The organism is Paraburkholderia sp. DHOC27 (genome assembly GCF_003429005.1).
Classification (GTDB): domain Bacteria; phylum Pseudomonadota; class Gammaproteobacteria; order Burkholderiales; family Burkholderiaceae; genus Paraburkholderia.
The window spans coordinates 514,119-531,998 of the sequence record NZ_QVQV01000007.1 but is presented as its reverse complement, the minus strand read 5'-3'; the positions used below and the strand labels follow the sequence as shown (position 1 = coordinate 531,998).

Annotated in this window: 15 protein-coding genes; 11 read left to right on the top strand and 4 right to left on the bottom strand. The window is 63.5% G+C overall.

Translation table 11 applies throughout. The features are described from left to right. Positions 1–220 precede the first annotated feature (220 nt). Positions 221–1,972 (top strand): ABC transporter permease subunit, encoded by a 1,752-nt coding sequence (locus D0B32_RS23920; protein WP_117336749.1) that lies wholly within the window; start codon positions 221–223, stop codon positions 1,970–1,972. Between the two features lie 11 nt (positions 1,973–1,983). Continuing rightward, entirely contained in the window at positions 1,984–3,336 is a 1,353-nt protein-coding gene (locus D0B32_RS23915; RefSeq protein WP_404935588.1) for an AAA-associated domain-containing protein, read from the top strand. Between the two features lie 37 nt (positions 3,337–3,373). Here the strand turns inward: D0B32_RS23915 and D0B32_RS23910 are convergent, their stop codons facing one another. Beyond that, positions 3,374–4,093 carry an aspartate/glutamate racemase family protein gene (locus D0B32_RS23910; RefSeq protein WP_117336748.1) on the bottom strand — a complete coding sequence of 240 codons (720 nt, stop codon included), beginning with the start codon at positions 4,091–4,093 and terminating at the stop codon, positions 3,374–3,376. Between the two features lie 321 nt (positions 4,094–4,414). On the opposite strand from D0B32_RS23910, the gene D0B32_RS23905 reads away from it, so the two are divergent. The 4 genes from D0B32_RS23905 to D0B32_RS23890 all read left to right on the top strand — a co-directional run bounded on the left by D0B32_RS23905 (position 4,415) and on the right by D0B32_RS23890 (position 8,508). Continuing rightward, a complete protein-coding gene (locus D0B32_RS23905; RefSeq protein ID WP_117336747.1) occupies positions 4,415–5,728 on the top strand; it encodes a sodium:proton antiporter in 1,314 nt (437 codons plus the stop codon). 192 nt (positions 5,729–5,920) lie between these two features. Further along, on the top strand, positions 5,921–7,123 hold the full coding sequence (locus D0B32_RS23900) for a Gfo/Idh/MocA family protein (RefSeq protein WP_181969885.1): 1,203 nt from the start codon (positions 5,921–5,923) through the stop codon (positions 7,121–7,123). A 7-nt stretch (positions 7,124–7,130) separates the two neighbouring features. After that, entirely contained in the window at positions 7,131–7,577 is a 447-nt protein-coding gene (locus D0B32_RS23895; RefSeq protein WP_181969884.1) for a DMT family transporter, read from the top strand. A 133-nt stretch (positions 7,578–7,710) separates the two neighbouring features. Then, the gene (locus tag D0B32_RS23890) at positions 7,711–8,508 is read left to right on the top strand and encodes a sulfotransferase (protein ID WP_117336744.1); all 798 of its coding nucleotides are present in this window, start codon (positions 7,711–7,713) and stop codon (positions 8,506–8,508) included. Positions 8,509–8,652: 144 nt separating this feature from the next. Here D0B32_RS23890 and D0B32_RS23885 read toward each other — a convergent pair whose 3' ends face one another. Then, entirely contained in the window at positions 8,653–9,150 is a 498-nt protein-coding gene (locus D0B32_RS23885; protein WP_117336743.1) for a PRC-barrel domain-containing protein, read from the bottom strand. A gap of 223 nt (positions 9,151–9,373) precedes the next feature. On the opposite strand from D0B32_RS23885, the gene D0B32_RS23880 reads away from it, so the two are divergent. The 3 genes from D0B32_RS23880 to D0B32_RS23870 all read left to right on the top strand — a co-directional run bounded on the left by D0B32_RS23880 (position 9,374) and on the right by D0B32_RS23870 (position 12,548). Further along, a complete protein-coding gene (locus D0B32_RS23880) occupies positions 9,374–9,799 on the top strand; it encodes a CopG family transcriptional regulator (protein ID WP_117336742.1) in 426 nt (141 codons plus the stop codon). Positions 9,800–9,950: 151 nt separating this feature from the next. Beyond that, positions 9,951–11,081, top strand: a complete 1,131-nt coding sequence (locus D0B32_RS23875) for a PHB depolymerase family esterase (protein WP_117336741.1) — start codon at positions 9,951–9,953, stop codon at positions 11,079–11,081. 177 nt (positions 11,082–11,258) lie between these two features. Then, the gene (locus D0B32_RS23870; protein ID WP_117336740.1) at positions 11,259–12,548 is read left to right on the top strand and encodes an amidohydrolase family protein; all 1,290 of its coding nucleotides are present in this window, start codon (positions 11,259–11,261) and stop codon (positions 12,546–12,548) included. 119 nt (positions 12,549–12,667) lie between these two features. On the opposite strand, the gene D0B32_RS23865 is transcribed toward D0B32_RS23870, so the two are convergent. Next, the gene (locus tag D0B32_RS23865; protein WP_117336739.1) at positions 12,668–14,770 is read right to left on the bottom strand and encodes a M3 family metallopeptidase; all 2,103 of its coding nucleotides are present in this window, start codon (positions 14,768–14,770) and stop codon (positions 12,668–12,670) included. Positions 14,771–15,247: 477 nt separating this feature from the next. Between D0B32_RS23865 and D0B32_RS23860 the strand changes: the two genes are divergently transcribed. Further along, on the top strand, positions 15,248–16,360 hold the full coding sequence (locus D0B32_RS23860; RefSeq protein WP_117336738.1) for an acyltransferase: 1,113 nt from the start codon (positions 15,248–15,250) through the stop codon (positions 16,358–16,360). A gap of 7 nt (positions 16,361–16,367) precedes the next feature. Then, a complete protein-coding gene (locus tag D0B32_RS32355) occupies positions 16,368–16,721 on the top strand; it encodes a hypothetical protein (RefSeq protein WP_147329559.1) in 354 nt (117 codons plus the stop codon). Here the strand turns inward: D0B32_RS32355 and folD are convergent. Next, positions 16,718–17,575 (bottom strand): bifunctional methylenetetrahydrofolate dehydrogenase/methenyltetrahydrofolate cyclohydrolase FolD, encoded by an 858-nt coding sequence (gene folD, locus D0B32_RS23855; protein WP_117336737.1) that lies wholly within the window; start codon positions 17,573–17,575, stop codon positions 16,718–16,720. The genes D0B32_RS32355 and folD overlap by 4 nt on opposite strands. Positions 17,576–17,880 lie beyond the last annotated feature (305 nt).

Here is a 17,880-nt window from a genome sequence, read left to right as displayed (position 1 = left end):
TGGCGCGGATGACGGAGGGCTCGCGTTGCCGCATCCTTCGTCTTCACCCCGTCATGATTCAACTCTGCTTTGTGCTGCGCATGCCCGACCGCGCTGGTGTCGCCCTTGCCGCTGGGACCGCTGGGACCGCTGGTACCGCTGGTACCTCGTGTGCCACACGTGCGCGCGGCGCCAGTGTGGTCCGGCATGCCCTGATCAACCTTCATCTGCGAGGCGCCAGATGAATTTCAATTTCACCCTGAACCGCACCGCGAATGCGTCGGCGTGGCGCCTGTTGCCGAACGGTTGGGATTTCGTCGCCTTCCCGCTGATCATCTGCGTGCTGGCGATGACGGCGATCGGCTTTCACCAGACGCTCGCGCCCATATCGACGCTGAAGACGCAGGTGATCTCACTCGATCCGACGAGTCTGCCCGAGTACGCAATGCGCACCACGCTGCGCATGCTGGCGGCGATGGTCGCCTCGCTGGTCTTCACACTGGTGTACGGCACGCTCGCGGCCAAGAGCCGCCGCGCGGGTCTGGTGCTGGTGCCGATCCTCGACATCCTGCAGTCCGTGCCAGTGCTCGGCTACATTTCGTTTACGGTGACGTTCTTCCTCGCGCTGTTCCCGGGACGTGTGCTCGGCGCCGAACTGGCGGCGATCTTCGCGATCTTCACGAGCCAGGCCTGGAACATGACCTTCAGCTTCTACCAGTCGCTGCGCACGGTGCCGCGCGACCTGGACGAAGTCTCGCGCGGTTTTCATCTCACCTCGTGGCAGCGTTTCTGGAAGCTCGAAGTGCCGTTTTCGATGCCGGGCCTCATCTGGAACATGATGATGTCGATGTCGGGCGGCTGGTTTTTCGTGGTGGCCTCCGAAGCGATCACGGTGGGCAACAACACCATCACGCTGCCGGGCATTGGCGCGTATCTGGCGCAGGCCATCTCCGAGAAGAATTTGCATGCGATTGGCTGGGTGATCCTGACCATGACGGTGGTGATCCTCGCGTACGACCAGTTTCTGTTCCGTCCGCTGGTGGCGTGGGCGGACAAGTTCCGCATGGAGAACACCAGTTCTGGCGATGCGCCCGAGTCGTGGCTGCTCGACCTGATTCGCCGCACGCGTCTGATTCACCGTGGCCTCGTGCCGCTCGGCGTGCTGTTCGCCAACGCGGCGCGCGTGCCGATGCGCATGCCCGGGATTCCCCGCCTGCGTTTCAGTCTGCCGAGCCGGCCCAAATCGTCGCGACTGGGCGACGTGGTGTGGGGCGTCCTCGTGCTGCTTCTTACGCTCTATGTGGTCTACCGTGTGGTGACGTATGTGCGCACCGGCGTCACGCTCGACGAAGTAGGGCATGTGTTCGTGCTGGGTTTCATCACGTTGCTGCGGGTCGCGTTGCTGATTGCGCTCTCTTCGGTGATCTGGGTGCCGCTCGGCGTGCTGATCGGGCTGCGGCCGGCGCTGGCTGAAAAGATCCAGCCGCTCGCGCAGTTCCTCGCCGCGTTCCCGGCCAATCTGCTGTTTCCGGTGTTCGTCATCGTGATCGTGCGCTTTCATCTGAACCCGGATATCTGGCTCTCGCCGCTCATCGTGCTCGGCACGCAGTGGTACATCCTGTTCAACGTGATCGCGGGTGCGAGCGCCTATCCGAACGACTATCGCGAGGTGTCCACCAACTTTGGCATACGCGGCTGGCAGTGGTGGCGCAAGGCGATGCTGCCGGGCATCTTTCCGTACTACATCACGGGCGCGATTACGGCATCCGGTGGCGCGTGGAATGCGAGCATCGTGGCCGAATACGTGCAGTGGGGCGACACCAAGGTCGCAGCGCATGGTCTCGGTGCATACATCGCGCAGACCACGGCTGCGGGCGACTTTCCGAAGATCATCCTCGGCATCGCCGTGATGTCGCTATTCGTGACCTTGTTCAACCGCCTGCTGTGGCGTCCGATGTACGCCTTCGCCGAATCCAGGCTGCGGCTCGATTGAGAGTAAATGCCATGCTGAATCTGAAATTTGCCCCGGGCGATGCGCCGTCGACGCTCAACCCCTCATCCAATGCGCCGCGGCTGGGCGACGAAGTGCTGTGCGTCAAGGACGTGAGCCGTGGCTTCGACAAGAACCAGAGCGAACTGCTGGTGCTCGACGGCGTGAACCTCGCGCTGCGTGAAGGCGAGATTGTCGGCATGCTGGGCCGTTCGGGCTCGGGCAAGTCGACGCTGCTGCGCATCATCGCCGGCCTGATCGAGCCGACCGATGGCGAAGTGTCGTACCTCGGCAAGCCGCTCGAAGGTCCCGCCAAAGGTGTGGCGATGGTGTTCCAGACCTTCGCGCTGTTCCCGTGGCTGACCGTGCTGCAGAACGTGGAAGCCGGGCTCGAAGCGCAGGGCGTGGGTGCGCGCGAGCGGCGCGAACGCGCGCTGGCGGCAATCGACCTGATCGGTCTGGACGGCTTCGAAAACGCCTATCCGCGCGAGCTGTCGGGCGGCATGCGCCAGCGGGTGGGCTTCGCGCGTGCGCTGGTGGTCGATCCGACGCTGCTGCTGATGGACGAGCCGTTCTCCGCGCTCGACGTGCTGACCGCCGAAACGCTGCGTACCGACCTGCTGGATCTCTGGACGCAGGGGCGCATGCCGATCAAGTCGGTGCTGATCGTCACGCACAACATCGAGGAAGCGGTGTTCATGTGCGACCGCATTCTGGTGCTGTCGTCGAACCCGGGTCGCGTGATTGCCGAGATCAAGGTGCCGTTCAAGCACCCGCGTAACCGTCTGGACCCGGCGTTCCGCCGTCTGGTGGACGACATCTACGCCAAGATGACCGCGCGTCAAACTGACGAGTCCACGCGCAAAGGTCTGGAACTGGGTAGTTCGTTGCCGCAGGTGTCCACCAACCTGATTGCCGGCCTGATCGAAACGCTGGCCGCTGCGCCGTACCACGGCCGGGCCGACATGCCGGAAATTGCCCGTTCGCTGCATCTGGAGGTGGACGATCTGTTCCCGGTGGCCGAAGTGTTGCAGCATCTGAGCTTCGCGGAAGTGCGCGAGGGCGACATCGTGCTGACGCCGGCTGCGCGGGTGTTCTTCGAACTCGGCACGCAGGAACGCAAGATGATGTTCGCCGAGCATCTGCTGCGGCACGTGCCGCTTGCGGCGCGGATCAGGAAGGTGCTCAACGAGCGGCCGGGGCATCGCGCGCCGCGCGTGCGCTTCGAGCAGGAGCTGGAAGATTTCCTGATCGACAGCGTCGCGCAGGAAACGCTCGACGCGGTGATCAACTGGGGCCGTTATGGCGAGATCTTTTCGTACAACGATCAGACCGAGCTGTTCAGTCTGGCCGATGTCGAATCCTGAAGGCTGAGTGTGAACAACGAAGTGGCGGCGTCCAGGGTCAAGGCGACGCCACTTCGTCACGGTCGCGATCAATCGCCCAATCCACCGCCGCTTGCGCATGCAATGCCGTGGTGTCGAACACGGGCAGCGCGGAATCTTCCGGCTTGATCAGCAAGGTGATCTCCGTACAGCCGAGAATCACCGCCTGCGCGCCGCGTGAGGCGAGGGCTTCGATAACCTGCTGATAGCGGCGCCGTGACGTGTCGGTGATGACGCCATGACACAACTCGTCGTAGATGATGCGATGAATTTCCACGCGATCCGCTTCGTCGGGGATCAGCGTATCGAGTGCATGACGCTCGCGCAGGCGTCCGGAGTAAAACGCCTGCTCCATCGTGTAGCGCGTGCCGAGCAGAGCCACACGTTCGACGCCGGCTGCGCGCAACGCGTGGCCGGTGGGGTCGGCGATATGCAGGAACGGGATCGCAATGGCCCGCTCGATCGACTCGCAAACCCGATGCATGGTGTTGGTCGCGAGAATCACGAGGTCCGCGCCGCCGGCTTGCAGACGACGCGCGGCGTCGGCCATCTGCGTGCCGAGCGCGTCCCAGTCACCGGCGCGCTGACGCGCTTCCACCTCGGCAAAATCCACCGTCAACAGCAGACTGCGCGCGTTGTGATGACCGCCCAGCCGCGCCTTGGCATGACGGTTCAGCAACCGGTAATACTCGGCGGACGATTCCCAGCTCATTCCGCCAATCACGCCAATGGTTTTCATCTTTCTTGCCTCATACGTGGAGCCTGCTGTGAAGCCTTACCGCCAGCTTGCCGTTTTAACTGCCCGCTTACGCTGCTGATTCACGCTGCCCGTGATAGCGCGGGCGCGGCTCGAACGGTGAGTATAGACGGCTGACCGGCGTGGTTCTTCGGTAGCTTGCCAGGGTTCGTCGGGCGTTCACGCCGCGTCACGGCACGGACATTGCGTGCCCTTTGAGGTGATGCGAGACGTTACCCGAACCACCCCTCTTCGAGCCGCACGCGTGACAGACCAACAATCCACTCAGGCAACCCGCACAGATAAACATCAGCAGGCGACCGCATGACGCTTGAAGCAACTGTGTTTGTCGTGGTGGGGCTGCTGCTGATCATCATGGCAGCGTCGACGCGGCTGATGACGCGCCTGCCGTTGACGGGCGCGATGGTCTACCTCGCGGTGGGGATCGTCATGGGCCCCGCGTGCGCGCATCTGTTCGCGCCGAATCTCGACCAGCAACTCAAGATGCTGCGCGGCGTGACCGAGACGGGGTTGATGATTTCGCTGTTCGCCATTGGCATGTATCTGCGCGTGCCGCTGAACCAGCCGCTGTGGCGCTTGCCGTTGCGGCTGGCCGGACCGGCGATGCTGATCACGATCGCCTTGATGTTCGTGACCGCGCGCTGGGGTGTCGGGCTCGAGGCAGGGCCGGCGTTGATGCTCGCGGCGGCGCTCGCACCGACCGATCCGGTGCTTGCCAACGAACTGCGCGTGCTTGAAGCAGGGGATGACGAGCCGCTGCGTTTCACGCTTTCCGCCGAGGGCGGCCTGAACGACGGTGCGGCTTACCCGTTCGCCATCGCGGCGTTGTGGCTGTGCGGCGCGCCGACCTTCGGCAGTACTCATGCGTGGACCTTCGCGCTTGCGGTGGCATGGGGTATCGTCGGTGCGCTGCTGATTGGCTGGCTGCTCGGCACCGGCACTGTCATGATCGCCACGCATCTGCGTACGCGGCATGAAGAGGCGCTCGGTCTGGAGGGCTTTTTCGCGCTCGGCTTGATGGCGCTGAGTTACGGTGCCGCGCTGCTCGTGCATACCTACGCGTTCATCGCGGTGTTCGCGGCGGGCGTCGCCGTGCGCAGGCAAGAGTTCAAGGTGACCGGCACGCAGGTGCCCAACGACGCGCTGAAGTCCGTGCAACGCGGCGCCACCGACGAGGCCGCAAAAGACCCCGACCTCGCGCACGCCTACATGGCCGAATCCATGATGGCGTTCTCGGTCGAGATCGAACGGCTGGTGGAACTCGCGCTCATGCTGATCATCGGCAGCGTCATTTCGCTGTACTGGCGCGAGCTGTTGCACTGGTCCGTCATCTGGCCCGTGCTGGTCCTGCTCTTCATCGCCCGGCCTGCCGGCGTGCTGATTTCGCTGCTCGGCTCCGGGCTCAATCTGCATCAGCGGCTGCTAAGCGGCTGGCTGGGTATTCGCGGGGTCGGTGCGTTTTACTACCTGCTGTATGGGCTCGAGCAGGTGAAAGCGCCCTTGCTGACGCCCATCATTCCCATCGTGCTGGCGACGATCGTGTTGTCCGTGGTGCTGCATGGCGCGTCGGCCACGGCGCTGCTGCATCGTTATTTTGGGGCAGGCGAGCGCGGCTGACCGAGCGGAACGACGAACCGTCGCACGCAAAGCGCGAAGCCTGCCGCCATCATCGAACCCGGATTGATTCGATCTGCTGACGACCCGATGACGGGAACACCCGTTGCTTGATTCACTTCATTGATGCCACTTGGTTGCCGCCTTGTTGACGCTGTGTTGTCGGCGAGGCGCGACCCGTCACTGGAGTTGACCATGTCCGATCCACACTCAAGCGATACGACTCATTCGACCGGCCAGGATCGTCCCGAAGCACGCCCGCCGTTCGTTGCCGCCAGCGAGCGGCGCGAACCGCCGGGGCTGCCGCCGTTGCCGCCCGAACGACGCGTAGGCTTCGCTATCGTGGGCTTGGGACGGCTCTCTCTCGACTCGATCCTGCCGGCGCTCGCCGCGTGCAAATTGTGCCGCCTTGCCGCCGTGATGACCGGCGATCGCGACAAGGGACGGCGCGTGCTCAGCCAATATGGTGCGCCGGGACACGCGGTGTATGGCTACGACGAGTGGGACAGACTCGCGTCAAACGACGACGTTCAGGTGGTGTATATCGTCACGCCGAACGGCTTGCATTGCGAACAGGTCAAACAGGCGGCGCGAATCGGCAAGCACGTGCTGTGTGAAAAGCCGATGAGCAACACTTCTGCGGAAGCGCGCGAGATGATCCGCGCCTGCGCCGACGCCAATGTCATGCTGATGGTGGCGTACCGGCTGCAATACGAGCCCCACAACCGCGAACTGGCGAAGCTGGTCCGCTCGGGCGAGTTCGGCAAGCTGAAGATCATCGAAGCGCACAACGGCCAGGTGCAGGACGCGGCCAGTCAATGGCGCCACGACCGGCGCCTGGCAGGCGGCGGTTCGTTACCCGATATCGGACTGTATTGCCTGAACTTCGCGCGCTTCATCACGGGCGAAGAGCCGATCGAAGTATCGGCATGGACCTGGAGCACGCCCGGCGATCCGCGTTTCACCGAGGTCGAAGAAAACGTTGCTTGGCAGATGCGTTTTCCGTCCGGCGTAGTGGGGCGCTTTTCTTCGGCCTACGACGCGCACGAATCGCGTAACGCGCGGCTTTACTTTCAGAAGGCCGTGGTGCGTTTGGAACCGGCGTTCGCGTACAAAGGCCTTCGCCTGTACGTCGCGCAACGCAGCGCAACGCGTGAAGACGTCGAAGTGACGGAGGAGCGCGTGTCGGGCGAACAGAACCAGTTCGGTGCGGAAATGGATCACATGGCCGAGTGCGTATTGACCGGCCGGGCGCCGGCTACACCTGGCGAAGAGGGCCTGCAGGACCAGTCCATCATGGAAGCCATCTACCGGTCCGCGGCGCTGAACCATCCAGTCGTGCTGGAGCGCGTGGAAGGACACGACGCGTTTCGCGATGCGCGCCTCGGCGCAAAGTGAGCGCGTCATGCACTGGCTACTCTCCCTGTTTGCGATTCTCGCGGGTATCTCCAACCCGTTGCAGTCGGGCAGTAATTCGGCCTTGCTCAAGTCGACCCAGGCACCTGTCGTCGCCGCCTTCGTCGTCTATCTGATCGGCTCGGTGTGTCTGCTGGCTTGCATTCCGTTCGTGGGCTTTCCGCTCAAGGGCGTTGCCGCGAAATTCGCTGACGTGCCGTGGTGGGCGTACATCGGCGGCGTGTGCAACGCCCTGTTTTTGCTGTGCACGCTGCTGGTTACGAAGAAGCTCGGTTCGGCTACCTTCACCACCATCGTCGTGATTGCGGCGGTGATCACGTCGGTGTTGCTCGATCATTTCGGTCTACTGGGTTTCGAGGTTCGACCGGCAACGCTGTGGCGATTGATCGGGGCGGCGCTCTGCGTGGTTGGCGTGGTGCTGATCGCTGTGTTCTGAATATGCGAAGATCCGCTCGACGTGCGTACGCAAAACCCGCGTAATGGTCAATTCTGTATTCGTGAGATGCCGATTGCGCCACGCAGGAAGCTCGGCCATGCTGTGATCATCGAGCCTCCCTGGAGCCGTGGCGATGCAATCCAGTCCTCTCTTCATCGTCGGCGCGCCGCGCTCCGGCACGACGTTTTTGTGCTCGCTGCTCAACACGCATCCCCTCATCGAACTCACCAACGAATGCCGGATATTCGTGTTGCTCAAACACCTGCTGGAGGTAGAGAGTCAGCGGCCGGATCTGCTTGGCGCGATGCATCGTGAGCGCTTCGAGGCATTCGGGCGCCGCACGCTGGGCGCGTGGGTGGAGCGCTATTACCGCGAAGCGTTGGAGATCGCGGCGCCAATCTGGGGCGACAAGCATCCCGCGTATGGCGATCCAACGGTGTTATCCGGACGCACCGGCTCGGTGGAGCGGATGCCGCATTCCGGGTCGTGCCTGCTGCTGATTCGCGAGGCGCTGCCGCACGCACGCTTCATTCATATCCATCGCGATCCACGTGACGTCGCCCATTCGCTGCTGCACAAGCGTTGGGCTGCATCGCTCGAAGACGGCGTGCGTGTCTGGTCGCAATACGTGGATGAGATCATGGGCTTCTTCGCCGACCTGCCGCCCGCTCAGAAACTGACGCTGCCTTATCGGCATCTGGTAGAAGACGGTAGCGCGACGGTCGCGACGATTGGGGATTTTCTCGGACTGGCGGACGCATCGCCGATCAGCGAATTTCTCGCCACCCAGCGTCATGCGCCCACGCCCTTCAGCGATCCGGTGACGGATATCGCCGATCTGTATCTGGTTCCCGCCGCGCGCGCCGGAAGCGATGCCGTTCTCGACCTCGCGGGCGAGGCGGCCGCGATGCTTGGTTATGCCGCGGCCTGAATCCCGCTGAACGACGCGTTGCCACTGGCGCAGATGCGGGCTTTACGCCTTGGCTTACTAGTAAGCCGCGCATGGGCACAAACCAGCCCAAAATGTGGCCAGATACGCGGCTCAGAACGCGGCCCACGAAAACATTCGCATTCCTTACATATTGACCTGCTGCACGTCCACTTCGTCTTCCGCTGCGACGTTGCGAGCCTTTGACCAGTAAGGCTGGCGATGATAGTAGTCGTGCACGGACGAGGCCCACAGCGGATCGGCCATCGACGGCCAGTGATCCTTGTCGAAGCCCGGCGCGTTCTTGATCTGCTCGGCCATGAGATCCACGAGGAACAGTTTCTCGTCGACATTGAGCGTCAACGCGCCCCACGGGATGGCGTGAAGCGTCGTGCCCATGCCGAGAAAACCGCCTTCGGACAGCACGGCATACGCAATGCGGCCGGTGCGCACGTCGAGCATGATGTCGGAGATCTTGCCGACGTACTCGCCGTCGGCGGTGACCACCTTGTTGCCGTCGAGCGTCGCCGCGGCCATCACATCCGGGCCGGGACCATCGCCGACACCAATGCCCACGATGCCGGCGCCCTGATCGTCGGGCAGGGATTGCGATTGCGTCTGCATGCCGGGTGTAAGAGGGGTCATGATCGTCTCCAGATGGAAAGAGGGAAATGACAGAATTGGCGCAACGCGCATGCCCGCTCGCTCGCAGAAGGGCGCTCACGGACAACGAGCGGAAAATCCTCGTGCCGCTCCCTGCGCCGCCGGCCAAACTGGTGCGCCATTCGACACCGTCCCTCAATTTTCACGTTGCATTGCACAAAAAACCAGCCTATAACCATCCATACAGATGGTTAGAGGATGGAAAATGAAGCTCGTAGCGAATCCCGATGCCGCCCGCCCGCGCGGCGGCGAGTCCGAAAAGATCACGATCAATCTCGGCCCGGTCGATCTGGGGCAGATCGATCTACTGGTCGAAGAGGGTTTTTATTCAAACCGTACCGACCTGATCCGCACGGCGATCCGCAACCAGCTCGCGGTGCATGCGCAGGTGGTGCAGGAAACCATCACGCGGCGCGCGCTCGTGCTGGGGCTACAACATTTCTCCCGGCGCGATCTGGAGGCTGTGCGCGCAGCCAACGAGCGTTTGCAGATCCAGGTGCTGGGGCTTGCCAGCATTGCTGCGGACGTCTCCGTCGAACTCGCACTCGAAACGATTGAAAGCGTCACGGTGCTCGGTGCGTTCCAGGCCACCCCGGCTATCAAGCGGGCTCTGGCCGACCGCATTCATTGATCGCTGCATGGGCACGAACGCCTGCGCATGGACGTGCCCGGATGCATGCCGTAAGCACACGTCAAACCCGCGTGAAACCAACGCTCGTGCAGCGACAGACGTATCACTTTGGGCGGCCGGACACGGCGGTCCATGCTTACCGGACAACACGATGAAACTGAACGAAGACTTTCTCGGTTCGATGCATGAAGCGATGAACCTTCTGCGTACGCGCGGTCCCGCTGAAGCCACCGAAGCCATACAACGCGCGTTGCGGGGTGAATCGGGCGCAAAGTCGAACGAACCCTCACTGCGTGACATAACGCCAACCGCTCCGCCCGCATCGAACGCAGCGACAGCGTTTGCTGCGGACAGACCCAAGACCGCCAGGCACGACGACGGTCATGCCACCCGCCACGCCCACAAGGACATCGAGGAACGTGGGCATTTCAGCACGGATCGCTTTTCGAACGGTGCCGGCAGCCGTCAATACCGGCTCTATGTCCCGGCAGGCGCGGCGGCCGAGCCGTTGCCACTCATCGTCATGCTGCACGGCTGTACTCAGGACGCCGACGATTTCGCCGCCGGCACGCAGATGAACGTGCTCGCCGAGCAGCAGCGCTTCCTGGTGGCTTATCCCGTGCAGCCGCAGCAGGCCAATCCGTCAAAGTGCTGGAACTGGTTCAAACCCGCGGATCAGCAACGCGAGCGCGGTGAGCCCGCGTTGCTCGCCGGCATCACGCGCGAGATCATGCAGACGCATCGGGTCGATCCGGCGCGCGTGTATATCGCGGGCTTGTCAGCGGGTGGCGCGATGGCGCACATCATGGTCGCGGCCTATCCCGAGTTGTATGCGGCGGCGGGCATTCATTCCGGTCTGCCGGCCGGTTGCGCGCATGATCTGCCCTCGGCGCTCGCGGCCATGAAAGGCGGCCAGCGCGCCGGTCAGGGGCGCTTCGGCGAACGCCACGGCAAGACGAGCGAACCCGTGCGTCCGATGATCGTGTTTCATGGCGACGCCGACGCGACCGTGCACGTAGCGAACGCGCGTCGCATTCTGGATGGTTTCGAGGCAGCGCCAGGCGGCGGCCATGACGCACGCCGGGTCAATGCGAACGGCCGCGCCTGTAGCGTCGCACGGCTGGTGGCCAGCAATGGCGTCGACGCGGAGTTGTGGACGCTGCACGGTGCACCCCATGCGTGGGCGGGCGGCAGTGCGCGCGGCAGTTACACCGACCCCAGCGGACCCGACGCCAGTGCGGAAATGCTGCGCTTCTTTCTGGAGCATCCGCGTTGCGCGTGATCCAACGCGGGTACATGCTGCGCACTGCAAATCATGGCGGCAGCTTGACCGGGAGACATGCAAAGGCACACCCACACTCAGACACAAAACCGCTCGACGGCCCGCGCATCCGCTAAAGGAACCTGCCCACGCGCTTTCTGACGCCGATAGAATCGATATCAGCCAAAGGAGCGATACATGGACTTGATCATCCGTCATGCCAGCCTGCCGCCCGGTTTGTCCACGCATAAAGAAGCGGTCGATATCGGCATCGAAGCTGGCCGCATCGTGGCCGTCGAGCCGCGCCTCGCGGCCAGTGCGGCAGAGGAAATCGACGCCGCCGGTTGCCTCGTCAGTCCGCCGTTCGTGGATCCGCATTTCCATATGGACGCGACGCTGTCGTACGGCTTGCCGCGCGTCAACGCCTCCGGCACCTTGCTCGAGGGCATCGCGCTGTGGGGCGAACTCAAGCCCGAGCTGACCCAGGACGCCTTGATCGAACGCGCGCTGCAGTATTGCGACTGGGCCGTGGCGCGCGGGCTGCTCGCTATCCGCAGTCACGTCGATGTGTGCGATCCCCGTCTGCTGGCGGTTGAGGCATTGCTGGAAGTGAAGCGCCGCGTGGCGCCGTATCTGGATCTGCAACTGGTCGCGTTTCCACAGGACGGCGTATTGCGCAGCCCCGGCGCATTCGACAATCTCAAGCGGGCGATTGCGCTGGGCGTGGACGTGGTGGGCGGCATTCCGCATTTCGAGCGGACCATGGCCGACGGCGCCGAGTCGGTGCGCATGCTGTGCGAGTACGCGGCGGAGCAGGGCTTGCGTGTCGACATGCACTGCGATGAATCCGACGATCCGCTCTCGCGTCACATCGAAACCCTCGCGGCCGAGACGCAGCGGCTCGGTTTGCACGGACGCGTCACAGGATCGCATCTCACCTCGATGCATTCGATGGATAACTACTACGTCAGCAAGCTGCTACCGTTGATGCGCGAGTCCGGCGTGGCGGCCATCGCCAATCCGCTCATCAACATCACGTTGCAGGGACGCAGCGACACCTATCCGAAGCGGCGCGGCATGACGCGCGTGCCGGAGATGATGGCCGCGGGCATCAACGTCGCGTTCGGCCACGACTGCGTGATGGACCCGTGGTACAGCCTCGGCTCGGGTGACATGCTGGAGGTGGCGCACATGGGGCTGCACGTCGCGCAGATGACCGGCATCGAGGCGATGCATGCCTGCTTCGAAGCGGTCACGGTTAATGCGGCCCGCATCCTCGGACTCGAAGGCTATGGCATTGCGCCGGGCTGCGTCGCGGATTGCGTGGTGCTCGACGCGCGCAATCCGGTGGAAGCGATCCGCCTGCGCGCCGCTCGGCTTGCCGTGATCCGGCGCGGCAAGGTGGTGGCGCGCTCGCCGGCCGACCGCGCGACGCTCGCGCTCGAAGGCCGGCCGGAGCAGATCGACTTCAAACTGCAACGAGGCTGAGGAGCGAATAACCGCAGCCAATAACGGCAACCAATAAAAAGCCGGTGCCTGCGTGAGCAGGACACCGGTTTTTTTATCCGTCTCGATCAGCAGCGCCTGACGCAGGCGCATGAAACAGCTTAATGCGTTGCCGCAGGCGTCATGCCGTTATGACGCAACAGCGCGTCGATGTTCGGCTCGCGGCCGCGGAACGCCTTGAACGATTCCATCGCGGGACGGCTGCCGCCCACTTCCAGAATCTCCTTGCGATACCGCGTGCCGGTCGCTGCATCGAGCACGCTGCCGCTCGCCGCCTGCGCGGCTTCTTCGAACGCGGCATAAGCGTCGGCGGACAACACCTCGGCCCACTTGTAGCTGTAGTAACCCGCCGCATAACCGCCTGCGAAAATGTGGCTGAACGTATTCGGCCAGCGCGAGAACGCAGCTTGCGGCACGACATGAAACTGCTCGTTGATGTCGCGGGCGAGGTCGTTGGCGTTCTTCGTGCCGCTCGGATCGAAGTCCGTATGCAGCCTCATGTCGAACATCGAGAACACGATCTGACGCAATGTTCCGAGACCGCTCTGGAAGTTCTTCGCGGCGAGCATCTTGTCGAACAGGTCACGCGGCAGCGGCTTCGCCGTTTCCACGTGCGAGGTCATGTCGCTCAGGACGTCCCATTCCCAGCAGAAGTTTTCCATGAACTGCGACGGCAGTTCGACCGCATCCCACTCCACGCCGTTGATGCCCGACACGCCCAGTTCATCGACGCGCGTGAGCATGTGATGCAGACCGTGGCCGAATTCGTGGAACAGCGTGATCACTTCGTCGTGCGTGAAGCAGGCCGGCTTGCCGCCGACCGGTGCGGAGAAGTTGCAGGTCAGATACGCGACCGGTGTTTGCACGCCGCCATGCGCGTGCTTGTGACGGGCCCGTGCGTCGTCCATCCATGCGCCGCCACGCTTGCCTTCGCGCGCATACAAATCGAGGTAGAACTGCGCGACAAGCCCGCCGTCCTGATTCTCGACGCGGAAAAAGCGCACGTCCGGATGCCATACGGTGGCTTCATCGCGACGGATCTTCACGCCGAACAGCGTTTCCGTCACCTTGAACAAACCCTTGAAGACGGCGTCTTCCGGGAAGTATTGCTTGACCTCGTTTTCGGAGAACGAATAGCGCTTCTGACGCAGACGTTCGGCCGCGAAGGTCATGTCCCACGGCTGCATTTCGGTGAGCCCGAGTTCGCTGGCGGCGAATTCGCGCAACTCCTTCCAGTCCTGCTCTGCGTGCGGACGCGCGCGCGTGGCGAGGTCTTCGAGGAAGGCCATGACCTGCGCGGGCGACTCGGCCATCTTCGGCGCGAGCGAGACTTCCGCGAAGTTGTGATAGCCGAGCATGTGCGCCTCTTCAGCGCGCAGTTTCAGTTGTTCGGCGATATTGCCGGTGTTGTCCCACTCCGCTTTGCCGCCGCCGTAGGTGCCGCCCAGTTCCGACGCACGCGTGACGTACGCGCGGTACATGGTTTCGCGCATCGGGCGGTTTTCCGAATACTGCATGACGGGGAAATACGACGGGAAGTGCAGCGTGAATTTCCAGCCGCTCTTGCCTTCGCGCTCGGCCGCTTCCTGCGCGGCGGCGATCACGTCTTCCGGCAGGCCGACGAGCTGCGCCTTGTCTTCGACGAGGTACGCGTACGCGTTGGTGGCATCCAGCACGTGATCCGAAAACGACTTCGACAAGGTGGCCTGACGTTCCTGCAGGTCGGCGAAATGCGGCTTCTTGTCTTCCGGCAGTTCCGCGCCCGAGAGGCGGAAGTCGCGCAGTGCGTTGTCGAGAATCTTCTTGCGCTCGCCGGTGAGCGACGAGAAATCGCCGCTGGCCGCAAGCGCCTTGTACTTCTCGTAGAGCGCGAGGTTCTGCCCCATGCTCGACCAGAATTCGGTGACGCGCGGCAGATTCTCGCCGTAGGCGGCGCGCAGCTCTGGCGTATCGGCGACGGCGTTCAGATGGCCAATCACGCCCCAGGCGCGCGAGAGCGGCTCGGTGACGCGCTCCACGGGTTCGACCACGTCCGCCCACGAGGCGGGCGTGACGGGCTCACTGGCGCGCTCGACGGCGGCGCTCGCATTGGCGAGCAGCACGTCGAGGGCAGGGGTCACGTGTTCGGGGCGGATGTCGCCAAAGCGCGGCAGGTCGGAGAAATCGAGGAGCGGGTTGTCTTGTGTCGGTTGAGTAGTGGACATGTGGCTTCCTGTCTGACGCGGGTGAAAAGGCGGGTGCGGCGCATGGCGGCACCCGATAACAACATTATTGGGGCAGCGCGCGGCGATTCCAATGCGGCTATGGCACAAATTAGCAGAAGTTCGGGTTTTGCGTGGCGCGCCAGGCGGTTGAAGGGTGTTGGGACGGTGGCGGCCACGCGCAAAGCCGGGCGCTTTGCCGTGACCCTAAGATGACCGTGCGGCGCGGCTTGCGCCGGTTTGTGCGCGACCGAACGGAGGTGTTTGCTGCCCTGCGGCATTGTCGTGACACGACGCTGGCCGAGGGGCGGCTGCTACGGGTTCGCCGGTTGCGGGCTGCGCGCCACGGGCGCGATGGCGGCCCCGCCTGGTGCGCGATCGGTACGGACGCACATGGGCGCGCACCGACGTACACCGACGTACACCGACGTGCGCGGACGCCCACGGGCCGGCGGCGTTGTTCATCCGGGAGAGGTATCAATGAATCCGCTTTCGCAGGCTCTATCGCGCAAAGGCAACAACTTCGACCTCGTGCGTCTCTTCGCTGCGATCGCGGTGGTGTACGGTCACTCGTACATCATCCAGGCACCGGACGGCACCACGGATTGGGTACAAAACGCGCTGGGTTTCGACGGGTTCGGGGCCTTCGGCGTGTACGCATTCTTCATGATGAGCGGCATGCTGGTGACCGCCAGTTTCGACCGGCAACGTTCGGCGCCGCGCTTCGTCGCGCTGCGCATTGCGCGCATCTGGCCGGCGGTGGCGGGCGGCTCGCTCGTGACCATTTTCGTTCTCGGACCGCTGTTCACGACCTTGCCGCTGCGCGAGTATTTTGCTTCGGGCGCGACCTGGGCCAACCTGGACAACTTCTCGACCATCGTGCTGAAGTCCGGCTGGGCGCTGCCGGGCGTATTCGAAACCAACCGCTTTCACCCGGACATCTGCGCGCCGCTGTGGACCCTGCCCATCGAAGTGCGCTGCTATCTGATCGTGCTCGTGACGGGCGTGGCCGGTTTGCTGACGAACCGGTGGGGCACCACGCTTGCCGCCGCGCTCGGGCTGCTCGTGTTTGCCGTGCGGCTGCACCTGCCGCATCTGGACATCGGCCTGCGCGATTTCACGGAAAAGCCGGGCGGCTATTCGTTCTGGCCGGAGCCGTTTTTCATGATCGGCATGCTGCTGTATGGCTGGCGCGATCGGCTGGAGTTTTACGGCCTCGGCGCGCTCGGCCTGATGATGGTGTTCATGGTGTTTCGCGACACCGCCGGCGCGCAACCGCTGTTCTATCTGGCCTTCGTGTACGGCGTCATGTGGATCGGCACGACACCGCTGTTGCACCGCTTCGTGCCGCGCAACGACTATTCCTACGGGATCTATCTGTACGGCTTCATGGTTCAGCAATGCGTGGCGAACATCGCCCCGCATCTGAATCATCAGACCGCCACGTTGATCGCAGCGCCGTTTATTCTGGGGTGTGCCGCGCTGTCGTGGCGCTTCGTGGAGCGGCCCGTGCTGACCTGGTGCCGGCGACGTCTTGCACGCACGCCGCGCTCGCTGGGTGTGCCGATGTCGACGGATACGGCGGTGCGTTGAAGCTGCTGTGGTGCTGCTGGATGGTGGGCGCCGAGTACGATGTCTGAACAGAACGATTGAGCAGTGCGCGCTGCACGGCGGCGCTGCTACACAAGATGAGCGAGGAGACGAGGGCGCGGCAAGGAAGAAGCTTGAACGAGCCGCGAAGAAGCGAAAGAAGCAGAAAAAAGAAGCGAAAAAAGCAGGACAGAAGCCGGACAGAAGCAGGGACAACAAAGAGGCGGCAAAGAAGCGAGAAAAAAGCGAGGAAGAAGCGGGTCAAACCGGCGGGGGCGGCGATACAGCGTGGCGCCGCCCGCCACACCGTAACAAAACCGCGCCGCCCGCATTCCGCCGCGCCGCGACTGCGGCTTCGCGTTAAACGCCACCCGCCGCGCGTTCAGCGGCTTCGATGGTATTGACGAGCAGCATCGTGATCGTCATCGGACCCACGCCGCCCGGCACGGGCGTGATGTAACTCGCCACTTCCTTGACACCCGCGAAGTCCACGTCGCCGCACAGCTTGCCGGCCTCGTCGCGGTTCATGCCCACGTCGATGACCGTCGCGCCTGGCTTCACCATCTCCGCCGTCAGGATGTTGCGCATGCCGGTGGCGGCGACCACCACGTCGGCCTGGCGGGTATGCGCCGCGAGATCGCGCGTCTTGCTATGGCAGATGGTGACGGTAGCGCCGGCTTCCAGCAGCAGCAGCGCCATCGGTTTGCCGACGATATTCGAGCGGCCGATCACCACTGCATTCGCGCCCTTCAGATCGATCCCGTACGCCTCGAACATCTTCATGATGCCGTACGGCGTGCAGGGGCGAAACAGCGGCTTGCCGGTCATCAGCGCGCCGGCATTGGCGACGTGAAAACCGTCGACGTCTTTCTCCGGCGCGATTGCTTCGATCACCTTGTGACTGTCGATGTGCTTCGGCAGCGGCAACTGTACGAGGATGCCGTGCACCTTCGGGTCGCGATTCAGTTCGTCGATACGTGCCAGCAGATCGGCTTCCGAGAGCGTGGCCGGGTAGCGGTCGTACGAGGAAAACAGGCCGTTGTCCTGGCAGGCCTTGACCTTGTTGCGCACGTAGACTTCGCTGGCGGGGTTGTCGCCCACGAGTACCACCGCGAGGCCCGGTTGATGGCCGCGGGCGGTGAGCGCGGCGGCGCGCGTGGCGACTTCGGCGCGCAGGGTTTTGGACAGGGCGTTGCCGTCGATCAGTTTGGCTGTCATGGTCGGTCGCTTATGGTCGATTGTGGATCGATTCGTGGGTCGATGATGGGCAGAGCGGGAAGGCGAGCGGCGGTGCGCGTCGTGGCATTTCAGGCGCACTGAAAAGCGTGGTGCAGACTGCGATTCAGACAACGCGTTTGCCAGATGCGATGGCGTTTTCCAACAGCAACCGGTCGGGTGTCGAAAAGCGCGCCGCAGCGAAGTACAGCATTATACCGGCGCGCAGGTTTCAAGGCAGACGAGCAATCCGTTCCGCGCGGCATGCGCAGGGCAGTCAAGGAACGAAGTGCAGGTTGTTTGATGCG

Bases quoted from the DNA above. Each gene is read 5' to 3' on its own strand.
- D0B32_RS23890 (WP_117336744.1), top strand. From the start codon at position 7,711: ATGCAATCCAGTCCTCTCTTCATCGTCGGCGCGCCGCGCTCCGGCACG.
- D0B32_RS23920 (WP_117336749.1), top strand. From the start codon at position 221: ATGAATTTCAATTTCACCCTGAACCGCACCGCGAATGCGTCGGCGTGG.
- D0B32_RS23900 (WP_181969885.1), top strand. From the start codon at position 5,921: ATGTCCGATCCACACTCAAGCGATACGACTCATTCGACCGGCCAGGAT.
- D0B32_RS23905 (WP_117336747.1), top strand. From the start codon at position 4,415: ATGACGCTTGAAGCAACTGTGTTTGTCGTGGTGGGGCTGCTGCTGATC.
- D0B32_RS23860 (WP_117336738.1), top strand. From the start codon at position 15,248: ATGAATCCGCTTTCGCAGGCTCTATCGCGCAAAGGCAACAACTTCGAC.
- D0B32_RS23910 (WP_117336748.1), bottom strand. From the start codon at position 4,093: ATGAAAACCATTGGCGTGATTGGCGGAATGAGCTGGGAATCGTCCGCC.
- folD (WP_117336737.1), bottom strand. From the start codon at position 17,575: ATGACAGCCAAACTGATCGACGGCAACGCCCTGTCCAAAACCCTGCGC.
- D0B32_RS23895 (WP_181969884.1), top strand. From the start codon at position 7,131: ATGCACTGGCTACTCTCCCTGTTTGCGATTCTCGCGGGTATCTCCAAC.
- D0B32_RS23865 (WP_117336739.1), bottom strand. From the start codon at position 14,770: ATGTCCACTACTCAACCGACACAAGACAACCCGCTCCTCGATTTCTCC.
- D0B32_RS23915 (WP_404935588.1), top strand. From the start codon at position 1,984: ATGCTGAATCTGAAATTTGCCCCGGGCGATGCGCCGTCGACGCTCAAC.
- D0B32_RS23875 (WP_117336741.1), top strand. From the start codon at position 9,951: ATGAAACTGAACGAAGACTTTCTCGGTTCGATGCATGAAGCGATGAAC.
- D0B32_RS23880 (WP_117336742.1), top strand. From the start codon at position 9,374: ATGAAGCTCGTAGCGAATCCCGATGCCGCCCGCCCGCGCGGCGGCGAG.
- D0B32_RS23870 (WP_117336740.1), top strand. From the start codon at position 11,259: ATGGACTTGATCATCCGTCATGCCAGCCTGCCGCCCGGTTTGTCCACG.
- D0B32_RS23885 (WP_117336743.1), bottom strand. From the start codon at position 9,150: ATGACCCCTCTTACACCCGGCATGCAGACGCAATCGCAATCCCTGCCC.